Raw genomic sequence first — 20,902 nt, 5'->3', positions numbered from 1 at the left:
GATCGACCCCAGTCCCAATAAGGCTGGACCAGCTGCTCCGACAAGTGTTCCCTTGTACGTCGTACCCCGTTGAAGGTCGACGACGTCACCGATTCGACACTCAGTTGCCATACCCGACCTCCCGCAAGCCTGACCGAATCGCAGTTTCGAGTTCGCGTCCTCGTTCGAATTCCGCGAACAACTCCTTCGTCAGCCGCTCGATCTTGTCGGTGATCGGCTCATCGTCGGCTTCAGCTTCCTCGGTTCCGACGTAGCGCCCAGGCGTCAGGACGAAGTCGTTCTGTTCAATATCGCTGAGCGAAGCTGCTTTTGCGAAGCCTGCGACGTCTTCGAATCCACCGTCATGGTTGCGCCACGAGTGGTATGCATCGGCAATCTTCGCGATGTCGGCATCGTCGAGCGTACGCAGGCGGCGGGTCTCCATGCGACCCAGTTTGCGTGCGTCGACGAATAGCACTTCGCCTTCGCGGTTACGGTGCCCGTTGCCGCAGCGATCCTTCGACACGAACCACAGGCTTACCGGGATACCGGTGTTGAAGAACAGTTTGTCCGGCATCGCGACCACACAGTCGACGAGGTTCGCCTCGACCAGCTTGCGGCGAATCTCACCTTCCCCGCCCGACTTTGAACTTAGTGATCCGTTCGCGAGTACGAATCCTGCTGTGCCCTTTGGTGATAAGTGATAAATGAAGTGCTGCACCCACGCGAAGTTGGCGTTGCCCTCGGGCGGTGTCCCGTACTTCCAGCGCGGGTCATCGGCCAGCTTGGCATCCCACCAGTTCGACACGTTGAACGGCGGATTCGCGATGACGAAGTCAGCGCGTAGATCCGGGTGCAGATCGCTGCTGAACGAGTCTGCCGAGCGATCGCCCAAGTCTGCCTCGATGCCGCGCAGCGCGAGGTTCATCTTGGCCAGCTTCCACGTGGTGTCGGTGAACTCTTGTCCGTAGACTGAAATGTCAGTTCGCTTGCCGCCGTGCGCTTTTACGAATTCAGCTGACTGTACGAACATGCCACCCGAGCCACATGCCGGGTCGTACACACGACCGTGGTAAGGCTCCAGCATCTCGACGAGCGTCTTGACTACCGATCGTGGCGTGTAGAACGCACCGGCGTCCTTGCCAGTCTCCTTGCCGGCGAACTGACCCAGGAAGTATTCGTAGACGCGGCCCAGCACGTCATCGGAGCCGTGGTCGTCGGACTCGGTGAAGCCGATTGATCCGATCAAGTCGACGAGCTGGCCCAAACGCCCCTTGTCGAGGCCCTCGCGGCCGTAGTTGCGCGGCAGGACACCCTTGACCGATGGGTTCTCCTTCTCGATCAAATCCATCGCGTTGTCGATGATCTGGCCGATTTCGGGCAGCTTGGCCTTGGCTTGGATGTTCTCCCACCGGGCCTCGACCGGGACCCAAAACACGTTGTGGCTGCGGTACTCGTCTCGGTCTTCGAGGAATGTCAGGCGGCGCGTCTCGTTCGGGATGTAGTCGTCGGAATCCGGGTCAGACAGCGCGGTCTCGATGTCGCGGTAGCGCGCTTCGAAGCGGTCGGAGATGTACTTGAGGAAGACCAGGCCGAGGACGACGTGCTTGTACTCGGACGGCTCTTGGTTGCCTCGGAGCGCATCAGCGGCGTCCCAGAGTCGCTGTTCAAGCGTCTTGGTCGCTGTGCTCGACTTCGTTGTCTTGGCTCGCGCCATGTGGTGGTTATCTCCTTGGTGGGTCACCGCTTGTTGCTGATGGTTCGCATTGTGTCAGTTCAGTGAAACAATATCTGCAGGTCAGAGTGCTTTCTGTTTTCTGGACCGCGTTCTCGATGTCACTTTAGGCCCGGCGCCCGACAAAGCCGACGTGGTTGTTCGCGATAGCGCGCGGCGCGTCGAAGTGCAGGTGACGCGGCCGGTTCTCCTGACTCGTCGTGTGCCAGCCCCGGCAATCGTCGCAGTAGTAGGTCCGGCACTCCCTGCGCCTGCTTTCGGCTCTGAGCTCCGCGGCACGCTGGCGTGCGTTATCGCAGGACTGCAGGGCGCGCACGGCCTCACGTTGATCGCGGAAGCGAACCTTGCCACTCGCGGGGCATTTCTGCAGGTGGGCGCGTCGGCGCTGCATTCCGGAACGAGCTTGCTTTCGCACGGCAACTCCTAGATCCGAGCTATCCCGCAATCGGTATAGCGCTGGCGGTTTCCTATACCGCGAGACGTTACACCCATGCAGGGATAACATCAAGCATTCATTTATACCGATCAGCGGTATAAGGTTGGGCTATGGCAGACGAACCAAGTAAGCAAGACCGTCGTGACGTTGATCGCCCGCATCGCCTGTTTGGCGAGGAGGTGGTGAAGGCTCGCGAGAATCTCGGGTTGACACGGACCGCTCTTGGCGAGCAAGTCGGTATCTCTTATCCGATGCTGGCCAATGTCGAGTCAGGACGGCGCCGGGCCAGTGACGACATCATTGAGCGTCTGGCCCCTGCGCTCGGGCTGTCGGCTGCTCGACTGCGTGAGGTTCGGGATGCGTTGGAGCCCAACCCGTATCGGGTCCACGTTGCCTTCAGTAACGCCGATGCACCAAACGCTGTCTCCATAAGTCATATCGATGACACCGGCGATGACGGTGGCACAATGCAACGTGCGTTGGAATTGTGGAGCGGCATGCTGGTGACGGCGCAGAGGGCCGAAACTGCTGCTCTGGCAGCCCATCCCGAGAAAGGGGCGGCAGTACCCCGGATGCGCATCACCGCCGATATCATGCGCGGCTTGGGGGGTCTGTCTACCACGGACCTTGCCAAGGTGTGCGGTTACGTCGACGGCCTGCGAGCGGCACGCGAACAAGCATCGACAGCGGTAAGCCCGACAACTGACTCGCCCCTTATCCGGGTTCCCGCTGAACCCTTCGGGCCATTGACGCCGTGGCTGATGCCGGACTGGATAAAAAACGTTCGCCGGGTCGATCTGTCTCGGCAGGCTCGGCAATACCGACAAGTGCGCGGGTTCAGCGAGTTCGCGAGAGGGGCGGGAATGCTGCTTGCAGCTGGCCCGAACGATGACGAGCGTCGGCTACCGTGCAACAACCATAACGAAGCGGCGGAAGCTGTACGCGTTGGCGAACGGCTCGCCGAAAATCTAGCCAGACGCGCTGGCGGAAACCAAGGAATGATTGCAGCGGGTGACTGGCGCTCGCTGGAATCGCTGCGTGTATACCGGCAGGCAGACTCGCAGCAGGCAGACACCCTCAACTGGGTTGTCCTCATTGGTGTGGTCGCGACCGTGCTCTGGCCTGACGATATTGATGTCCGCCTCGACTTTGTCAAGCAATGTATCTCGCGCTACAAAGACCAGGTGCCGCTGCTCGAGGATAAGTAGGTCGGGATGCCGGCGGTCCAATGCCGGGCTGAGCAGGCCGGAGCGATTGGTTGCGCCGCCCGGGCTAGGCTCCCGCCAGAGCGGTGCGGTGCTTGCCTCTGGTCCGACGCCACGCTTAAGGGCGGCTTTGAATGATGGTCTCGACCGTGCTCGTTGCGTCGATGTGCTGTGCGAGCTCCGGCGATATGTATCTGGCCTGGCCGCGGATTCGGCGAATAATCTGTCGCCCGGCACTGACGGTCGCTGGCTCATGATGCGCAACTCGATTCCGAGCGTTCAGCAGGTCGCCCAAACTGTTGTGCAATTGTCCGCGGTTGGTCGCGCGCGGGTATGCCTGAGCCAGGTGCGGTAGCCAGACGAGTGGTTCGTGGCGGCGCGAAGTCAGAAAGACCCAGAACCCGAACGTGAACTCGGCGATCACCTTGCCTGTCGGTGCCGCGTTTCCGCCAGCGTTCCGACGCGCCGTGGCGATATCGCGATGCGTCCGCAGGTTGTCTGCCACGCTCCTGGGGAACAGGCGATCGGCTGTAGTGGCATCCAGCCAGTGGTTGTCGCCAGCCGCAACCGCGCCCATCAGCGCCGCGTCGTACATGTTGCGCAGCCCAACCTCAAGGTGGGCGAAGTCATGGAGCAGGGCAGCGTTGAGGCTTGTGCTCCACTCGTACAGAGCTAAGGCGCGCGACCTGTCGTGGCCAGCCATTCTCAAGTAGGTTGCGAATCGTTCGGAACTCAGCCAGCTCTCGACCCAAGGTCCGTACGGTACCGCCATGGGGCAGTCATACCACGACGTTGATGGTCGACAGTGACACCGTGTAGACTCAGCTACACAAAGGCCAGAGTCGCATCCCAACGGATGTTCTGGTTGAGATTTCAGAAGAGCCCGGTATTCGGCCCCTGCGGTCGACCCGGGTTCTTTGCTTCGCAAGGCGATGCCTCGATCAGGCAAATGGCCAATGGCGAGGTCGCGGGAGGCTGGACAGAGCGAGATCGCACCCGACTACCTGTTACTAGTGCCCCGTAGAGTTGCGTAATGAGCGACTACCGCCTGCCAACAACTAGGACCTCGCGGGGGCTTGACGAGCATGAGTAGCTCGCCGACCGGGTGCCCTTTCTGCGCGATCGTTGCGGGCACTGCGCCAGCTCGTGAGGTGTGGCGCACTGGCGAAGTCGTGGCTTTCCTGCCGGACGTTCCAGCAGTGCTCGGTCATACGCTTGTGGTTCCAACGTCTCATCGACCAAATATCTGGGTGATTGGCGAGCGCGAGGCACATGATCTGGCGGATGCAACCCGTCGAGTTGCTGCGGCTGTTGTCGAAGCAACGAACGCTGACGGCATGAACATCATTCAGTCCAACGGAGTGGCCGCAGGTCAGTCGGTCTTCCACCTGCATGTTCATCTGGTTCCTCGGAAAGACGGTGATCGGATGCCCGATTTGTGGCCCGATGACGCGGAATGGTCAGTCGCACAACTAGATTCAGCAGCGCAAGATATCCGCGCAGCAATGGACCATCACTAACGAATTGCTGTCGGTGCTTCCTGGATTTTCGGCTCAGGCGTGGCAGGCGGTTCGCCAGTATGCGGAGGTGATTCGTCAGGCCTCTGGGGAATCGGCCTCGGCGAAGTGATTGGTGACGGCGACCCAGTGGTACTGCTGGTAGGTGGCGGCTTAGCAGGGGCCTGCTGATTGCGCTGGTCCGGGGCTGCAGTGACGATGGCGAGAATTGCCGCTACGACGACGGTAACTCCGGTTATCGTGCCGTAGTAGATGCCGAGACTCACGGAGAACGCTGCTTTCCGCCAAGGCTGCTTTTCGGCATAGGGCTTCGACTCAATTTTGAAGTCGCGCACGCGTTTTGCAGCGATATCGACATACATGTCGCGGAAGGCGCGCTCTTGACGCAGATAGTAAGTATCGAGTAGCCAGAACGCTGCCACCGGCACGAGCGCTGCGAGCGCAAGACCGGCATGCTTCTGTGTAATCGCAAGACCCAATACCGCGGAGGCCAACGTTAGCGTCCAACCCTTGAGGAGAAATGAGTTGTTCGCCAGCCTGGTGATGATGGCCTGGACGAAGTCCATGTGTTTGTGATGGTCGCTCTGGTCTAGATCGCAGGGCTCGATCTGATTTTCGTCGGTCATCGATATACCAAGTCTTCGTAGCGGCCAGCTGCTTGGCTGAACGAGCGCAGTGACTCGCCTCGCTTGCCTGAAGGGCGTACTGCGTAGGGCTGCAATTTGCCGTCTGAGCTGACCTGCTCGATTTGTTTGTACAGACCGAGGTACTCCTCGCCGACGAATCTGTTGCTGCTGGAGCTTTCGAGCCGCATGATCGAAACCCGCGAGCTGCCTTTGGACCCGTCGAAATAACCCAGTTCCCACGGCATCCAGCGTGATGTTTTGGCAGCACGTGACGTCGCGTAGATCAGGCTGCGTGAGTTCCCCATCTGCTCCCGAAGGCGCGCCGCCGTCGCCGCAGAGACCGCGGACCGGTCCAACTCTGGATCATCGATCCAATCGACGTATACCTGCAGGTTCTGCGATGTGAGCCATTCCCGAATGCCGAGTATCACCCGCGCATCGCGGAAGCTGTGACTGAGGAAGATGTCGAACATCCCAGTTGCCGATTTCGACGCGGTCCGGAGGGAAGTCTCGGCTGCACTCGCAGTTATACCGCCGACCCTGTTGCGGAAAAAGTCTTCCGTGTAGAGGCTCACGGCCGCTTAACTCCCTGGTCAGACCATGCAGCGAGGTTCTGACGCAGCGTAGCGTACGTGCTTTGCGAGTCGGTACGGGTCGGATCGAAAATCGGGATGCCAGCCGAACCTAGCCCAGTAGCCGCAAAGGGATCGGGGCCTGCCTGATCCACGTTGCCCATCGACGACAAGCCATGGATTCGTACACCCAGCAGCGGTTTGCGTTCGTGCCAGGCCTTCTGAATCTCGTACTTGACCCATGGTCGGCCGGCCGTTTGCTGCCCGACCAATACGACGACCGCCCGCTTGTACCGCATCTGCTCGTCGATCCAGTTTTGTATGGCCTGCTGGCCGCGACCTCGCACCTTCTCCCAGTCTTGCGAGTTCAGGAGAGGTTGCCCTTCGAGGACGTCGATGTTGCGGACAAGCTGGACGCGGTGAACATCGCGCTCGTAATGGAAACTGTAGAACACGGTCTTTGCCATCGATGGCCTCCAGCTCGATACATGCAGCACATCACTGCGGAACTGACCATAGCGACCGGGTCCGACATTTCCGTCCCGCACTCATTGGCTTCCACGAATGTCGGTGCTTGGGCGGATGATGACCGCATAGGTACACCCGCCGGCACCCAACGACGAGGAGCGTGAATGATGTCCAGTGACACTGAGTTCGAGGCATTTGCTGACGAAGCTGTCGCTTCGTGGGGACGGTGTGGCGCAGAATACGGATACCAGGAGCTGGAAGCGGCGATCGCAACCCTGTATGGGTCCCGATTGGAGTTTCCGTGCGCATGGACGGAGAGCCAGCGCAATGAGTTCATCGAGGACCGAGCATCCCGGGATGCCGACGAGATGGCCACCAGCTTTGATGATCTCGCTGACACCGTGGCTGAATCTCTGCGCTGGCATTGCCATTTGCATGGATATGGCTTGCACTCCGAAGACATCAGCGCTCACGTCGACTTGGCGCGTCGCTCGAAAATCGACGATCTGAGGTGGTGCATGGTCGACGAAATCCCCGACGAAATCAGACGGGTCGATCGAGAACTTGCCGAGGAGTTGGCTGATGAAATGCAGCGAGTTGGCCAGGGCAAGTGAGGTTTACGAGATCGCACGGGCAAGCTGAGCTGCGAACGCCGGCCCGTCGTTAACAAGTGCGTACCCACCGGCCAGGCCGCCTTGGTTGCAGAGAGCTCGTCGTCGCCGAACTCGCCGATGGGCGATCACGCCGGTCTCATGATCGACGCGCGCAACCAGCCGCACTGCCATTCGTGGTGCCACTGCAGTGGGGAAGCGGCTGCCCGAATCGCCGTACACAGCCTGACTCCGTGACCACCGCCGCACGATACGACGAGCCGCCACGTACGCATCTTGTGCGACCTCGACTACGACGAGGGCTTTCTTGAGCCCGAACACGCCCCAGAACCTGCCGGGTCCGTTCCCCGGCCGCTGCCAGAGTTCGGGCACAATGTGCTGGTATTCCTTGTCGCCGTGCATATTTGGTGACGAATGTTTGGTGAAGTAGATTGCCAGTCGCTTTGGGTCACAGGCTTTAAGTCCGCTGAGCACGTCGATCGCGGTGCCGGCCAGTCGGTGTCGGGCCTTCTGCGCAGAGTCGGGATGGTCGACGACCTGAGCCCATGTGTCGGAAAGCCATTGGGCGAAGCTGAGACCCGAGCGGCCGGGTGACATCGGTGGTGCCATCCACAGATGAACATGCGGCGCGCCCCGTCGTTGAAATTCCAACTTCCAGATGTAGCGGGCCGGTTCGCCATACTCGCGTTGAAAGCGCTTGCGCCACAGCATTATATGTCGTTTTGCGCTAGTCCCGGTGGGTGCGACGGCTTCCCAGTCGCCGGGGTAGGTGAGTGTAACCATCGCTGGTATTCGGCCGGATTCCACCAGCGGGCTGTAGTCGAGTTCGGCGAACGTACGGCACATCGACGACCGAGACTTGCGCGACCACTCGGTGATGACACCGCCAGTGCTGTGCCCATCGCTTGACGTAGGGCTCCGCCGCGTCGAAGACGCGACGGCCTGATTACTGTGCTTGGCTTCAAGTTCGAGGTCAGTTTTGACACGCAGCTTCTCGTCATCAACGTCGCGCTGGTGATGGCCAACGGCCCGTTCAGCGGCTTTCTCGGCCCGGACAGGGTTCGTCCATCCGAGCCGCACGACGCCAGGGCCGATGGTGATGCGGAACTGTCCGGACTCCGGCTCGACACCTCGACGCCCGGGACCGCTCGCCCACGACAAAGCTGGTTCGAACAATGCCGCAGCCGCGGTGACCATCTCGGGGCTCGGGAACCGCAGCCCCAATGCGTCGAACGCCCGCAGCTCACCGTTCGCGAGCCCGTCGACAACCGGGTCGCGGACATTTTCGGCACATATAACAAGCCCGCTGGCCGCGGCTGGGTTGAGGCCGGGTGCCGCGGTGGACGTACGGCCGACCGCTGGCGCTCTCCCGCCCTGCGGCCTGGCGGCCTCGGGCGCTCGCGATCTCCCGTCCACCGCGGCACCCGCTGAACCGAGCCCGAATGGCGGTCCATCAGGTGCCGACGAGCCGCCCGCCGGTGATGTCGAGTCGGTGGCTTGAGTTGCGAATCTGGGCATCGGGATGCCTGCTCCCCGGAGCCGGAGGCTGCCCACAACGCAAGCGGCAGCGCCGAAGCTCCTGGTCAGGAGTGCAAGCACCGTGTCCGGTTTATGTCCGTTCGTCGGACAGAGCGAATACGTCAGCGCAGCTCAATGCCGCGCATATGACGCACAGACGGAGATAAACCGCAGGTCAGCGGCTATCCCGTCCGCCTGAAAAGCGGAAGGTCGCCGGTTCGATCCCGGCCCTGGCCACTTCAAGAACCACCTGCTGACGGGTGGTTTTTCTCGTTTCTAGGGTGCTGCCGCGCGGACTCGAATCTGACACACCCAACGCGCCCTTCTTCTTGCCCGTCGTGATCGACCCGAGCAAGCGTGATCGTCAGCAGCCCCGCCACAGCCGCCCCCACCGCCGCAACCGCCACCCCCGCAGCCGCTGTGCCCACCACCGCAGCCTGAGTGCGCCCCGTGGCCTCCGTCGCCGCAGCCGGAGAAGTCGGCACCGACCGCCCAGCCGGCAGCTCCGGCGTCGGCGCCAGGCCCGAAGCTTCCGCCGCGGGTAGTTCCAAGGCGCTGAAGCCCCCGTCGCTTGACGGCTGCGAAGAACAAAATGATCGCCGCGTCGAACGCGATGACCACCACCGGAATCGTCCACCACATGATCGCGTCCTTCCGCACGTGTACGTCTTACGGGACGAAGCGGACCATCACCGCGGCGCTACCGATCCCAACTCCGGTGTCGTGGCCGCCGCGTACCTTCATCGCCGTCAGCCGGCGGACATGGCTCGCGCATCACCACCCAGAGCGAGCCCGAACCAGATGCGGTACTGCCACTCCTCAGGCTCACCGTGGCGATCGACGTACATGCCCCGGATTCGCTCGGCGCTGGCGTCAGCGGATAGACCCCAGTCCGGGGTCTCGGCTCCGTCGCCCGGCAGATCCCCCACGCTGACCAGACCCTCTTCGAGTAGCGCGCGCACCACACTCGTCACCAAGTCGAACCGTTCGCCGTCGTTCGCCGCGAGCTGCTGTTGGGTCACGATCTGATCGACCTCGATCATGGGCACCCAGTCGTACGCTGCGGCGTCCAGGATCTCGCCGCGCAACGTGTCCTGCGCTCCGCGCCCGGGCTCTCCAGATGAGGTCATTCGGCCCGGGTCGGGCGAGGCGCCCACACCCGGCTCCACAATTCACGAATCGCAATGCCGACCAGCACCAGCGCGAACACGATCAGCAAGTTCAACTTGAGACCACCGCCGAATCCGGTGCCGTGGTAGAGCGCACTGAGGATGATGGCCCCGCCGGTGATCGGCGCGAGAATCGTGGCAATGCCTGTCGGCCATCTCGCGACGGATATCGCTTCGACCACGGCGGCTATCGCGGTGATGGCCAGCGCCACGACCGCGACGGTCGAGAGGACGTTCATGATGAAGAACCCATCGTTCAGCGACGAGGGCGGATGGCCGGTCAGCGGCTCGTACGCTGTCCAGCCAAAGTCTTTGTGCCCCAACCCGACTCCGAATATCGACTCGTCGTAGTCGGCGTACCGCCGCGGCAGGCCGAAGTTCATTGGCGCTGAATTCATCTCTGTCATGAGACGAGCGACGACGAACACCCACCACGACACAGCCCCGGTGACGTGAGCGATCCGAGCCGTAACGAAGCGCCGACCGTGGAGTTCAACGCAGCTCATCCGAATACCGGCGCGCCGTTCGGGCCGATCTGTGGCGCCGGCATGAAGCAGCGAGTCATAGTTCGTCGTCTTCGTCTTCAAGCCGCGGGCGTGGCTTGAGCATCACGACCACTGCCCAGATCACGCCGCCGATCAGCCCCGCGACGATCGCCAAGAAAACCAGCTGTCCCGCCAAGTAGTCCATCGCATCCCCCTGCCCCCGAAACCAAGGATAAGGCGATCACCGGCATGGTTCCCGCGGACATTTGGGCGTCTCCCGCTGCGGTGATCGCGGGACGGAACACGCGCACTCACTCCGCCAACTCGCGGGTGTACTTCTAACCGCGGGCATCGGGCTATGTTGGCCATTGAACGCGTGAAAGCGTGGCGATGATGGCCGGTCTCCTTCGGATGGACACGTACCTGGCGGCGTGCGGGGCTATGGCCATCGGCCTGTCGCCGGCAGCCGGCGCCGACGCTGCTTTCGACCCGACCGGGAACCGATCAGGTGGGCCGGTACCGACGGTCAATGGGGTGCCCTGTGTCGGCGGCGGCCTGGGTGCTTGCCTGAGCATGACGCAGAACCGTCCGCCCACGTCGGTGCCGCAGTCCGGTGTGGGCCACAGTCCGACGGTGCGCCGCTGAGCTGCGAGCTGCCCAAACGCACAACCCGCGGCCGATGAGTCCCGCTGGGTAAGGTGCTCGCAATGACCAATTTCCCGGAGCCGGCCGACGACCTCGAGCCGCAGCTCGAACCGGTCGCCGCCCGGCTCCTCGATGCGCAGGTGGCGTTCGCCATGCAGCAGCTGCGCGGCGAGAACTACCACAGCCTGGTCCTCGATGAGATCGAGCACGCGCTGCTGGAGGCGTCGGAGATCACGCTGTCCGACGCGGTGACCCCCACCATGATCAAGAACGTCGCCGCGAAGTACGCCGTGCAGGTGCCGGTGGAGGGCGGCATCGCGGAACTGGTCAGTGAGATCGCCACCCGGCTGTTTCGGCTCACCGCCGCCTCGGATACCCGTTTCGGCGACGTCATCGACGGCCGGCGGTTCAGCGAGCTCAGTGCGATGGTGGTCGAGATGGGCGTCACCCAGCGGCTCCTGGAACGCATTCTGAACAGCGAGGCGTTCACCGAATTCTGCGTGACTCTGGTGCAGCACTCGCTCGCCGAATCCGTCACGCAGGGCGGCAGGTCGCTGGCCCGTGGCCGACTGGGCCGCGTGTTCGGCGCAGTCGGTGCCCGGATGCCGCAGGGCCCGGTCGAACGGTTGGAGCTGCGCGCCGAAGATCTAGCGCGCCGTGGCGCCCGCTTTCTGCTCGCCCACACGCACGCGGACGAAGACGTGCTCGCCGCGGCGCTCAACGAGCTGTGGCGCAGCAACCTCGACAGCCCGCTGTCGTCGGCGGTTTCGGTGATCTCCGCCGACGACGTCGAGGACGCGGTCGTGCCGATCTACGAGTTCTGGCGCACATTCCGGGACACCGACTACTTCCGCACGCTTCTCGACGAGGGCATCGACCACGTCTTCGAAAAATACGGCGATGTCAGCCTTTACGATCTGCTGCTCGATCTCGGCGTGGGCCGTGAGGACATGATCGAGGAGGCCCTGCGCTTCGGCCCTCCGGTGATCGCACTGCTCGACGAGCGCGGCTATCTGGAGTCGGTCCTGCGTCGTCGGCTCATCCCGTTCTACCTCTCGGATGAGTTCCGGCAGGCCGTGGCGGGCCACTGAACCGTTTGGCGGCGCGGCACCCGGGTAACCACCCGCCATGGCTTCCGAAAGACAGCCGAACCAGGCACCACCGGACCCGGATCCGACGACGACGCCGGGCCTGGCACCCGGCGGCGGCAGTGAACCCGGTGATACGCCGCCCGACTCCGGACAGGAATCGGCGACGAGCAATCCCGATCCGACCCCACCGGCCGGCGGCCCGAAAAAGCTGATCGCGCCGACGGTGGTGATCGCGATCTACGTCCTCGTCTTCCTCACCATCGCGATCCTGTTCATCCTGAAGCTCGTCGGCGTCTTCAACTGACTACTTGTACGGCGGATACGGCGCCGAGTGCAGCACGCGGGCCAGGTGTGCGGCGTTGCGGGCCGCGGCCGCGGTGGCCGACGCCACGGCTTCGGGTACCTCGTCGAGGTCGTTGTAGTCCGTCGACTCCATCGCGGCGCCGTTCCAGTACGTGCACCCCTGGGCGGGGATGTTGAAGCCAATGTCGTTGAGCCCCTGGAAGATGTTGAGCCCCTGGAAGATATCGGCGACGGTCTTGTGGGCGCCGTCCTCGTTGCCGACGACGCTGACGATCGCGACTTTCTGCGAGACGGCCGGTCGGCCCTGATCGTCCTTGTTGGACAGCTCAGCGTCGAGGCGCTCGAGAACCCGCTGCGCGACCGATGACGGGTGCCCCAGCCAGATGGGCGTGCTGATCAGCAGGATGTCGGACTCGAGGACCTGGGCCCGGATCTGTGGCCACTGATCGCTGTCGCCCATGTCGGCCTCGACTCCGGGAGCGATGTTGAAGTCGACGCACCGGACGGTTTCGCACGCGACGCCCTGATCCCGCAACACGGCCAGGACATTCTCGGCGATGAGGTCACTGCTCGACGGTGCCGGGCCCGGCTTGAGAGTGCAGATCAGTGCGGTCGCGCGGAGGGGCGTTGGTTGGGTCATGACGAGCGGGTACCCGGGCTCCGAGTAGACAAACGGAAATGACCCCGTCAGCGCCTCTCCAACTCCGCCACCCGTGCCTTGAGTGCGTCGATCTCGGCCTGCAGCTCGGCCTCGCGGCCGTCGAACTTGGCCTGGTACGCCTCGCCGAGTTCGCGCAGGTACTCGCGGTCGAAGCGCGGAATGATGGAGCGCGAGCAGTTCCAGTCGAAGGCCTCGACCGCGATCTCGATCTCGCGCTGCGGCCCGTCCTCGATGACAGTCCCGCGGCCGAAGACCTTGAGGCGCGTGCGTCGCGGGTAGTCGACGAAGAACATCGCCAGCCGGTCGTCGGCGGCCAGATTGCCCAGGGTGACGAACTGGTTGTTGCCCGGCAGATCGATGAACCGCAGCCGGTCGGTCTCGGGTAGGTATCGGACGAATCCGGCTGGGCCGCTGCGGTATTGGAGGTAGGGCCAACCGTTGGGCGTGACCGTGGCCAGGCAGAACTGATCGGCGCGTCGGATCATCAGCAGCTCGCGGTCGTCGAGGCGCTGCGGGCCGTCGTCGGCCCGTTCGGTGTGCCGACCGTAGGCCAGGTAGCTGCCGTTGCGCTGCTGACGATTCAGTGCGTCAGGGCCGAATGCCAGGTGGTGATAGTGGTTGTTCGGCTCGTTCGACACGTCGATCACGCTACGCCCGGCCTCGGGCTACGGCGCGGCGGTCACCACGACCTGAACGACGCCGGTGTCGGTGTCTGATGCGATCACCAATGTCGGTGCGTTCGCGGCCGAGACCACGTGGCCGCCGGTGACGGTCACCGTGTACCCGTTCGGGTAGGCGACGGCGGGCACCGACACGCTGCTCAACGAACCGGCCGCGAAGTTGCCCGAACCGTCGGCCTTGGCCGTCGAGTAGTTGAAGGTGAAGGCGCCGTCGGTATTTGAGAGTTTGAGTGGTGTGCCCGATACCGCCTGTGGGTACGGCCCGGCCAGCACCTGAAGGTTCCCGGTGTTGACGTTGTCGCCAGTGGGCGGCAGGGCCGGGTCGTAGACGACGGACTCGCCGTCGGTGCTGCCGCTGGTGGTGATGTCACCGACACCGGAGTAGGCCCATACGGACCAGCTCATCAGGTACCGGTCTGCGGCGTTCATCTCGGCTCTCAGATCCGAGGGCAGGTGGGAGGCGCCGAACTCGTCCATGAACACCGGGATGTTGTTGGCCTTGCCGTAGGCGTGTGCCGTGCTGGCCTGCTGCATCGCCAGCCACCCGCAGATGCTGCTGGTGGCCGAACCGGCGCAGTAGTCATGAAACGCCAGAACGACTTTCGCGTCGTCGATGGTGCCCAGCTGAACAGGTAGGCCGAGGATCGCGGGCACCTCCGACACCGCGGGGTTGGCGGGTTCGACGAACAGCGCGGTGTTCGGATCGACGGCCCGGATGGCAGCCGCCACCTGGTTGTACATCGGCGTCAGCTGTTGCGTCGCGTAGAACGGGCTGCCCAGCAGCGTCGGCAACCACGAGGTGCCCGGGAAGGGTTCGTTCATGATGTCGTAGCCGATGACGCTGTTGTTGCCCGCGACCGCGGCGGCGACCGTCTCCCAGGCCTTGGCGTAGTTGTCCTCGAGCCCGATTCCGTTGGCGGCCTCGGCGTTGTTCCAGAAGCCATCCCACGCCGCGGTTTCGGCGGGGTTCAGGTAGTAGCTGCCGGGGAAGCCGAAGCTGCGGTTGGGCAGCCCGCCGGTCTTGGTGGCCCACTCGGGCGCGCCCTCGCCGCCGAGCGATGCGCTGTACAGGTCCTGGTGCATGTCGATGATGGTGTAGATGCCGTGCGCCGCAAGCATGTCGACGGTCTGCCGGATCGAGTCGACATAGGCGGCGTCGTACACACCGGGCTGCGGCTCGACGCCGGCCCAGATCACCCCGAGCCGCACCACGTTGAAACCGTTGGCCGCCAGGAATGCGGCGTCGTCCTCGCTGAATCCGCTCGCCGACGGTTCATACGGCGCCAGCTTGTACACCTCGTTGAAGCCGTGCAGCAGGACGACCTGCCCGTCGCTGTTGGTGAGCCAGACGCCGGTCGGCGTGACGGACAGCATGGAGGTGTTCGCGCCGGTCTGGATGAGGGTGGTGCCCGTCCCGGACTTACCGACCGCGCCGTGATTGCCCAGCAGACCCGCGTTGCCGCCCGCGCCACCGAGCGCGGGCAGTTCGGTGGAGCCGCCGCCGACGCCACTGTTTCCCGCATCCCCGCCGGCGCCGCCGATGCCCATGATGAACGCGCCGGAACCGCCGTTCCCGCCGCGTCCGCCGTCGGCCCCGTCGCCGCCGCGGCCACCACCGCCGCCGGCGCCGAACAGCAGACCGCGCCCGTTTCCGCCCTTGCCGCCCGGCCCGCCGGTGCCGCCGGCCTGGGCGCCGCCCGCACCGCCATGGCCGCCGATGCCCATCAGCACGCCGCCGGGGCCACCGGTGCCGCCTGAGGCCCCGGCACCGCCGGAACCGCCGCGCCCGCCGTTGCCGACCATGCCCGCCGCGCCGCCGTTGCCGCCGCGGACCGCGGCCTCGGTGCTGTCCCAGCCGGCGCCGCCGTCGCCGAACAGCCACCCGCCCGCAGTGCCATTGGGTGCGGTCGCGGTGCCGGTGCGGCCGTTGCCGATCACGTAGGTGCCGGCCAGCCTGTTGATGACGCCGTCCACGCCCTGCCCGAGCGGACTGTTGATCCAGCCTTGGATGCCGGTGTGCAGCGGGTTGTAGATCACCGCCTGGAACCACCCGGCCGCATTGTTGGGTAGGGCCGGCACGGCGCTCGGCGCCGCCTGTGTCGCCGCGGAGGGGAGCGTCGCGGCGACAGTCGTGGCGCTGGCGCTGGTGGCTTGCGGGGTCGCCGCAGGCGCTGCGGCCCCCGCCTTGGCTGCTGACTTCGGCTTGGGGACAACGGGATTCGACGGGGTCTGGGGTCGCGACGTCGCGCCGGTGGTCGGCGCGGCCGTGCGGTGCGACCGTTCACCGGCCGAACTCGCCGCAGGTTTGGTGCGGGCGGGGGAGCGGGTGCCGCTCGATCGGGGCGGTGCCGAACGCGCCGGCCGACCGGTGGGCGGGGCTGAACTGTCGCTGCCGGCGTGCGCCGCGGCACTGGCCGCCGAGGCGGCGGGACTGCCGGAGCCGTCGTGCCCGGACTCGTTGTCGGCCCATGCGACGGCGGTCCCGGTGGTGAGTGCTGCCCCGATGATGGCCGCCGCGAGTCCGCCGACGCCGTACCAGCCGGCGCTTACCGTCATTGCTTGTGTATACGTGACGGGCCCATGCGCTGCGGTCAAAATGGCGCGGCTGTCTGAATTCAGCATGACCGGCGACCAACCGGCGCAGACGATTCGGACCCGCCAACCGGAGTTGACGGGCCCGTATCAGGTGTTCAGTTGGCGGGTGCCGGCGGCACCGGCGGAACCGGTGCCCCAGGCGGGGGCGGGACATCGGCGGGGTCCGGACGGAACTCCACCAGGCCCGGCGGGATGTTGGTTCCGGGAGGCGGTGCCGTGCCGGGCAGGGATTCACCGAGCTGTTCGCGCGGCATCTGCCCGAGCAGTCCGCCCTTCAGACGACCGTCGCGGTACATGTCGATGTAGCGACCCAGCCACTGCCGGCCGGTGACGTCCTCGTTCTCCTGGCCGGCTTCGACGCCGAACTGCTCGCACTTACCGGGCGCCGACGGCTTGATGCACTGCTGCGGGCCGTAGGCGTTGTTGAATGCGCGCAGATTGGGTGCCGTGACCGGACCACCCGCACCGGGTGCCGAGGGCGCGGCGTACTGGCCGAGAACGGAGCCGCGGTCCAGACCGGTCAGGTCCGACGGCGCGCCGAGGGCGGCGGCCAGCGGATTGACGTCGTTGGTCTGTCCCAGGACGTTCAGACCTTGCGGACCCAAATTGGCGCCCGCGATCGGGACCGCCAGGTTCGCGCCCGGACCGTCGGCCGCAACCGGGGCCGGTGGCGGCAGAGCGGGGCCAGGTGCCGGAACCGGCGTGGGCACGACCGGATCGGCAGATGCGATGTCAGTTTGCGTCATTGCCGCCGCCGCAGCGAAAACCGCTGCGGCGGTGACAATTCCGCGGGTAACCCGATGCATCAGACCGACTTGGTGATGCCGTAGTAGGCCACGATGTCGTCGGTGTCGGTGGTGGAGCTGGTCAGCACCGCGTACGACCGCAGGAAGGACTGGCCGACGCAACCGTCGATCTTGATGTGGGTGTCCTTGAGCGTCACGCGGACCGGAGCCGACTTGAAGGTCTTCTTGTCGACCGGCACCTGGGTCACGGTGCCCGGCTTGGCGTGGATTTCCAGCGTGCCCGACATCGGCATGCTGACACCGGTGGGGATCAGGCCGGCGAGGGTGGAGCCCGAGGTGCTCAGACCGATCTGGCCGATCAGACGCACCTGGCCGAGCTCGATGCCGCAACCGATCTGGTAGCCGGCCTCCAGCGTGCCGCCGTTCAGTTTGGTCTTGCCGTTGCCCGTGACGGTGCCGGTGAACGTGCCGCCCACCAGGTATTCGCGGGAGCTGACCGCGGTGGTCAGCGGGGCGACGGGCAGCTGGGTCTCGTTCTTGGCCACGACCTCGAGGACCCAGCCGTCCGGGCTGGTGATGCGGGCCGGCTCGTCGGAGGCCACGACGCCGTTGTCCGGCGGCGGGCCGTCGAAGCCGGCGGGATCGACCGGGTCGGCCAGGGCGAGCGGCGTAACGGTCGCCGACAGCAGCACGCCCGCTGCGGCAGCCAATGTGGCAAGTCGGTTCAACATGGGGTTACGGCGCCTCTCGTGGGTTGGAATCCGAGAATGAGACTGTTTTCGATTCTCGGAGCATTCAATATTCGGATTTCGAATTGGTGAACGGCTGGCCAATTACTCGGAACTGGCTTTGTTTTGTGGATGGATCAAATTCTTTATTCAGTGACAATATTTTTCGTCTGACTGATTAAATTCACGGCCGGTGTCCGTGGCCGGTGCGGGCGGGCTCGTGGAGAGCTTGTTCGCCCGCACCGGGCATCAGGTCAGACGGACTTCGTCACACCCAGGTAGGTGATGACGTCGTCGGTGTTGTCGGTCGAGCTCGTCAGGGTGGCGTACGACCGGATGAACGACTGACCGGCGCACTGGTCGGTCTTGATCCGAACACCCGTGATGGTCACGCGGGCGGTGGTGCCCTTGAACGACTTCTTGTCGATCGCGACGGTGGTCACGGTGCCGGGCTTCAGGTAGACCTTGCCCTGCAGGCTGATGCCGGTACCGAGGCTGGGGTCAGTGCCCGCGAACGGGATCCTGATACCCGGCGTGAAGCTGATACCGGGGTTGATCTCGGCCTCGTCGGAGATGATGCCGCAACCGATCTGCTCGCCGGCTTCCAGCGTTCCACCAGCCAGTTTGGTCTTTCCGCTACCGGTGATCTTGCCGGTGAAGGTACCGGCGACCCAGTACTCACGCGAGGAGATCGCGGTGGTCAGGGGGGCGACGGGAAGCTGGGTCTCGTTGCTGCCGGTGACCTCGATGTGCCAGCCGTCGGGGGTGTCCAGGACGCCGGCGGGGCCCGACGGCACGGCGCCCTCGCCAGGAGGCGGCGGGGCCGGGTTGCCGGCCGGCAGCACAGCCGGATCGGCGGGCGGGTCAGCGAGTGCCAGCGGCGCGGTGCCGACCGGGAGCACCACGCAAAGGGCTGCCAACATGGCATAACGGTTCGACATGGTGATGAGTGCGCCTCTCGTATCGGGTAATCAGCAGTGCTGCGGATCGCTGTGCGTTGCTGAATTTGTGTCGCTGCGGAGCATCTACTGGCCGGGTTGCCAGACGGTTAACGGACTGCAAAACTTGCCCTTGCGTTATCAACCAGTGGGCAACACAGGAATATGCGTGTATTGCTGGAGTCATTTGTCGTGGTAGCAGACTATTGAATGCCCAGTTCAGCGAGTGTGATCTGGGTCATTCATCCGGTGGTGCCATACAACCGACGGAGATTGGAAAGCGCCGGTTTGTCTTGTGTTCACCAATTGGCCATGTACACGCCTGACCGTGAGAGGGTCGAACGCCGAGCGTCCGTCATTGCCGGGTGTCCCACGCCCGGTGGACGCGGCAATCGCACCGAATGACTTGGAGGAAAACGGTGAAGTCTTCACGCACCTGGGTACGTCTGGTTGTCGCATCTGCTGCTGTCTTCGGCGCGGGGGCGATGTACCTGCCCACCGCTGCGGCCGACGATGAAGCCGGGCCGGTCGGCCCGATCGACGCCGGTGCCGGCGTGCAGTCGACGGGTGTCACGTCGTCGAACGCGGACCCCGCCGCCGTGCAGGCATGCTCGCAGTTCGCCAACGCGCTCGACAGCGCCGCCTCCGGCTACGAGGGCTTCGCCGACAGCCTCGACGCCAACGACCCCTACGTCCATCAGAGCAATGTGGCCGGCCGCACCACCCTGCGGCAGTCCGCCGCCGTCGCGATGGACGCCGCGAACACCCCCGGCTTGAACCCGGCTATTGCCGACCCCATGCGGTCCTGGTCATTCGGCGCGACCAAGCTGCTGGTGAAGATGGGCATCGGCATGACGGGCGGCAGCCTCGACGACACGGCAACCCAGGTCAACACCAACGCCGAGGCCGTCCAGCGCGAGTGCGCCGCGGCCGGTACCCACGCCTGAGCGCGCCGGTATATAGGGAACACGTGAAGCGACACGCCTTCGGCGTCGCCGTGCTGTGCCTGGCGCTGGCCGCCTGCGGCGGCAAGACCGGTACGCCGACACCCGCGACCCCGTCCGTCGTTGCCGAGTCCAGCATTGACAGCCTGCTGCTGACGCCGGACGAGATGAACAAGACGATGGGCGTCACCGGCATGGTGGGCCGTCCGCCGAAAGACGGGATGGACGACCACCGCAACCTGCTGCCGAACCTGAACTGCCTCGGCGTCTGGCAGATCGACGAGTCCGTCATCTACTCCAAGGATGGCAAGGACCTCAAGAGCGGCCAGGACTGGAAGGCCGTGCGGCAGCAGACGCTGCAGGTCCCTGACAGCGACCAATGGGACTATCTGGCAGCGCAGTCGGTCGTCTACTACCCGACATCCGATGCGGCCCGGAACTTCTTCAACCTGTCGGCCGCGCGGTGGGCCAAGTGCACCAACCACCATGTCAACATCCGGCTCAACGACAAGCCGCTACCGAAGTGGCTGTCGGGAGATCTGGAGCGCTCCGACACCAAACTCGCGATGCCCATCATGCGCGGCACCGGGCCCGAAACCCGTTGGTGCCAACACGTTCTGCAGCGCGTCGAGAACCTGATCATCGATGTCGAAGCCTGCACCCCCAAGGCGCCGGTGACGGCGGCCGCCGACATCGCCACGAAGATCCAGTCGAACATCCACTGACGGGTCGTCCCGCTGGTTGCACCATCTGCTCACGGCGCGTGGTCCCGTGGTCTATGGTCGCGCCATGGCAGTCAGCGCGTCGCACGAAGTGACCATCGAGGCAACCCCTGAAGAGATCATGGATGTCATCGCAGACCTTGCGCAGACACCCGTGTGGTCGCCGCAGTACACCAAGGCCGAGGTCCTGGACACCTACGAGAACGGCCGGCCGAAGCAGGCCAAGATGACGATCAAGGCCGCCGGCATGGCCGACGACCAGATCCTCGAATACACCTGGACCGACCTCACGGGCAGCTGGGTGCTGATCAGGTCGTCGTCGCTGAAGAAGCAGGAAGCCAAGTACACGCTGACCCCGGCCGGCAACAAGACCAAGGTGAAGTTCGAGATCACCGTCGACCCCGTGGTGCCGATCCCAGGCTTCCTGCTCAAGCGCAGCGTCAGCGGTGGCGCTGAGACTGCCACCGAGGGGCTGAAAAAGTTCATGGCCAAGAACAAGAAGGGCTGACGCACACCGGGATTCAGCCG

General features: G+C 64.5%; 24 protein-coding genes and 1 tRNA gene. 10 read left to right on the top strand and 15 right to left on the bottom strand.

Translation table 11 applies throughout. The annotated features are described in order from the left end of the window. Positions 1-100: 100 nt before the first annotated feature. Positions 101-1,696 carry a class I SAM-dependent DNA methyltransferase gene (locus tag G6N46_RS15135; RefSeq protein ID WP_138247875.1) on the bottom strand — a complete coding sequence of 532 codons (1,596 nt, stop codon included), beginning with the start codon at positions 1,694-1,696 and terminating at the stop codon, positions 101-103. A gap of 564 nt (positions 1,697-2,260) precedes the next feature. Between G6N46_RS15135 and G6N46_RS15130 the strand changes: the two genes are divergently transcribed. After that, positions 2,261-3,358, top strand: a complete 1,098-nt coding sequence (locus G6N46_RS15130; protein WP_064858795.1) for a helix-turn-helix domain-containing protein — start codon at positions 2,261-2,263, stop codon at positions 3,356-3,358. 115 nt (positions 3,359-3,473) lie between these two features. On the opposite strand, the gene G6N46_RS15125 is transcribed toward G6N46_RS15130, so the two are convergent. After that, positions 3,474-4,058, bottom strand: a complete 585-nt coding sequence (locus tag G6N46_RS15125) for a CAAX protease (protein ID WP_234789635.1) — start codon at positions 4,056-4,058, stop codon at positions 3,474-3,476. A 382-nt stretch (positions 4,059-4,440) separates the two neighbouring features. Between G6N46_RS15125 and G6N46_RS15120 the strand changes: the two genes are divergently transcribed. Beyond that, positions 4,441-4,875, top strand: a complete 435-nt coding sequence (locus G6N46_RS15120) for an HIT family protein (protein ID WP_052568725.1) — start codon at positions 4,441-4,443, stop codon at positions 4,873-4,875. Here the strand turns inward: G6N46_RS15120 and G6N46_RS15115 are convergent. The 3 genes from G6N46_RS15115 to G6N46_RS15105 are packed head-to-tail and all read right to left on the bottom strand — an operon-like array spanning position 4,872 to position 6,537. Next, positions 4,872-5,498 (bottom strand): hypothetical protein, encoded by a 627-nt coding sequence (locus G6N46_RS15115; protein ID WP_064858797.1) that lies wholly within the window; start codon positions 5,496-5,498, stop codon positions 4,872-4,874. The two genes, G6N46_RS15120 and G6N46_RS15115, sit on opposite strands and share 4 nt — an antisense overlap. Beyond that, positions 5,495-6,073, bottom strand: a complete 579-nt coding sequence (locus G6N46_RS15110; protein WP_131803677.1) for a TIR domain-containing protein — start codon at positions 6,071-6,073, stop codon at positions 5,495-5,497. Before G6N46_RS15110 ends, G6N46_RS15115 begins: the two co-directional genes overlap by 4 nt. Next, positions 6,070-6,537, bottom strand: a complete 468-nt coding sequence (locus tag G6N46_RS15105) for a TIR domain-containing protein (protein WP_064858799.1) — start codon at positions 6,535-6,537, stop codon at positions 6,070-6,072. Before G6N46_RS15105 ends, G6N46_RS15110 begins: the two co-directional genes overlap by 4 nt. Positions 6,538-6,702: 165 nt before the next feature. Here G6N46_RS15105 and G6N46_RS15100 point away from each other — a divergent pair, with 165 nt between their 5' ends. Then, on the top strand, positions 6,703-7,152 hold the full coding sequence (locus G6N46_RS15100) for a hypothetical protein (RefSeq protein WP_064858800.1): 450 nt from the start codon (positions 6,703-6,705) through the stop codon (positions 7,150-7,152). 3 nt (positions 7,153-7,155) lie between these two features. On the opposite strand, the gene G6N46_RS15095 is transcribed toward G6N46_RS15100, so the two are convergent. Then, positions 7,156-8,667 carry a rolling circle replication-associated protein gene (locus G6N46_RS15095; RefSeq protein WP_071289686.1) on the bottom strand — a complete coding sequence of 504 codons (1,512 nt, stop codon included), beginning with the start codon at positions 8,665-8,667 and terminating at the stop codon, positions 7,156-7,158. 172 nt (positions 8,668-8,839) lie between these two features. On the opposite strand from G6N46_RS15095, the gene G6N46_RS15090 reads away from it, so the two are divergent. Beyond that, positions 8,840-8,904, top strand: a tRNA-Phe gene (locus tag G6N46_RS15090). A gap of 512 nt (positions 8,905-9,416) precedes the next feature. On the opposite strand, the gene G6N46_RS15085 is transcribed toward G6N46_RS15090, so the two are convergent. The 3 genes from G6N46_RS15085 to G6N46_RS28930 are packed head-to-tail and all read right to left on the bottom strand — an operon-like array spanning position 9,417 to position 10,526. After that, entirely contained in the window at positions 9,417-9,797 is a 381-nt protein-coding gene (locus G6N46_RS15085) for a hypothetical protein (RefSeq protein WP_234880517.1), read from the bottom strand. Then, a complete protein-coding gene (locus tag G6N46_RS15080; RefSeq protein ID WP_138247888.1) occupies positions 9,794-10,342 on the bottom strand; it encodes a hypothetical protein in 549 nt (182 codons plus the stop codon). Before G6N46_RS15080 ends, G6N46_RS15085 begins: the two co-directional genes overlap by 4 nt. A 55-nt stretch (positions 10,343-10,397) precedes the next feature. Continuing rightward, positions 10,398-10,526 carry a hypothetical protein gene (locus G6N46_RS28930; RefSeq protein ID WP_268815721.1) on the bottom strand — a complete coding sequence of 43 codons (129 nt, stop codon included), beginning with the start codon at positions 10,524-10,526 and terminating at the stop codon, positions 10,398-10,400. Between the two features lie 188 nt (positions 10,527-10,714). On the opposite strand from G6N46_RS28930, the gene G6N46_RS15075 reads away from it, so the two are divergent. The 3 genes from G6N46_RS15075 to G6N46_RS15065 all read left to right on the top strand — a co-directional run bounded on the left by G6N46_RS15075 (position 10,715) and on the right by G6N46_RS15065 (position 12,361). After that, on the top strand, positions 10,715-10,966 hold the full coding sequence (locus G6N46_RS15075; RefSeq protein ID WP_234880520.1) for a hypothetical protein: 252 nt from the start codon (positions 10,715-10,717) through the stop codon (positions 10,964-10,966). A 62-nt stretch (positions 10,967-11,028) separates the two neighbouring features. After that, positions 11,029-12,057 (top strand): hypothetical protein, encoded by a 1,029-nt coding sequence (locus tag G6N46_RS15070; protein WP_138247876.1) that lies wholly within the window; start codon positions 11,029-11,031, stop codon positions 12,055-12,057. Positions 12,058-12,094: 37 nt separating this feature from the next. Beyond that, positions 12,095-12,361, top strand: a complete 267-nt coding sequence (locus tag G6N46_RS15065) for a DUF6480 family protein (RefSeq protein ID WP_133426504.1) — start codon at positions 12,095-12,097, stop codon at positions 12,359-12,361. Here the strand turns inward: G6N46_RS15065 and G6N46_RS15060 are convergent, their stop codons facing one another. The 6 genes from G6N46_RS15060 to G6N46_RS15035 all read right to left on the bottom strand — a co-directional run bounded on the left by G6N46_RS15060 (position 12,362) and on the right by G6N46_RS15035 (position 18,693). Then, positions 12,362-13,000, bottom strand: coding sequence for a flavodoxin family protein (locus G6N46_RS15060; protein WP_138247877.1), 639 nt, complete (start codon positions 12,998-13,000; stop codon positions 12,362-12,364). It lies immediately after the preceding gene. 47 nt (positions 13,001-13,047) lie between these two features. Continuing rightward, positions 13,048-13,659: a pyridoxamine 5'-phosphate oxidase family protein gene (locus tag G6N46_RS15055; protein ID WP_061003913.1), complete on the bottom strand. Its 612-nt coding sequence runs from the start codon at positions 13,657-13,659 to the stop codon at positions 13,048-13,050. A 27-nt stretch (positions 13,660-13,686) separates the two neighbouring features. Further along, complete coding sequence (locus tag G6N46_RS28925) at positions 13,687-16,257, bottom strand: cellulase family glycosylhydrolase (protein ID WP_163692770.1); 2,571 nt, start codon at positions 16,255-16,257, stop codon at positions 13,687-13,689. A gap of 134 nt (positions 16,258-16,391) precedes the next feature. Beyond that, positions 16,392-17,042, bottom strand: coding sequence for a hypothetical protein (locus tag G6N46_RS15045; RefSeq protein WP_138247889.1), 651 nt, complete (start codon positions 17,040-17,042; stop codon positions 16,392-16,394). 59 nt (positions 17,043-17,101) lie between these two features. After that, entirely contained in the window at positions 17,102-17,773 is a 672-nt protein-coding gene (locus tag G6N46_RS15040; RefSeq protein ID WP_133426510.1) for an MspA family porin, read from the bottom strand. Positions 17,774-18,024: 251 nt separating this feature from the next. Then, positions 18,025-18,693 carry an MspA family porin gene (locus G6N46_RS15035; protein ID WP_234880522.1) on the bottom strand — a complete coding sequence of 223 codons (669 nt, stop codon included), beginning with the start codon at positions 18,691-18,693 and terminating at the stop codon, positions 18,025-18,027. Between the two features lie 434 nt (positions 18,694-19,127). Between G6N46_RS15035 and G6N46_RS15030 the strand changes: the two genes are divergently transcribed. The 3 genes from G6N46_RS15030 to G6N46_RS15020 all read left to right on the top strand — a co-directional run bounded on the left by G6N46_RS15030 (position 19,128) and on the right by G6N46_RS15020 (position 20,882). After that, entirely contained in the window at positions 19,128-19,655 is a 528-nt protein-coding gene (locus tag G6N46_RS15030) for an Rv2240c family protein (protein ID WP_234880524.1), read from the top strand. 23 nt (positions 19,656-19,678) lie between these two features. Then, entirely contained in the window at positions 19,679-20,377 is a 699-nt protein-coding gene (locus tag G6N46_RS15025) for a sensor domain-containing protein (protein ID WP_234880525.1), read from the top strand. 64 nt (positions 20,378-20,441) lie between these two features. After that, positions 20,442-20,882 carry an SRPBCC family protein gene (locus G6N46_RS15020; protein ID WP_133426512.1) on the top strand — a complete coding sequence of 147 codons (441 nt, stop codon included), beginning with the start codon at positions 20,442-20,444 and terminating at the stop codon, positions 20,880-20,882. The last annotated feature ends 20 nt before the right edge of the window (positions 20,883-20,902 follow it).

The organism is Mycolicibacterium phocaicum, from assembly GCF_010731115.1.
GTDB classification, from domain to species: domain Bacteria; phylum Actinomycetota; class Actinomycetes; order Mycobacteriales; family Mycobacteriaceae; genus Mycobacterium; species Mycobacterium phocaicum.
Note: the sequence above shows the minus strand (reverse complement) of the source record. Positions and strands in the feature narration are given on the sequence as shown.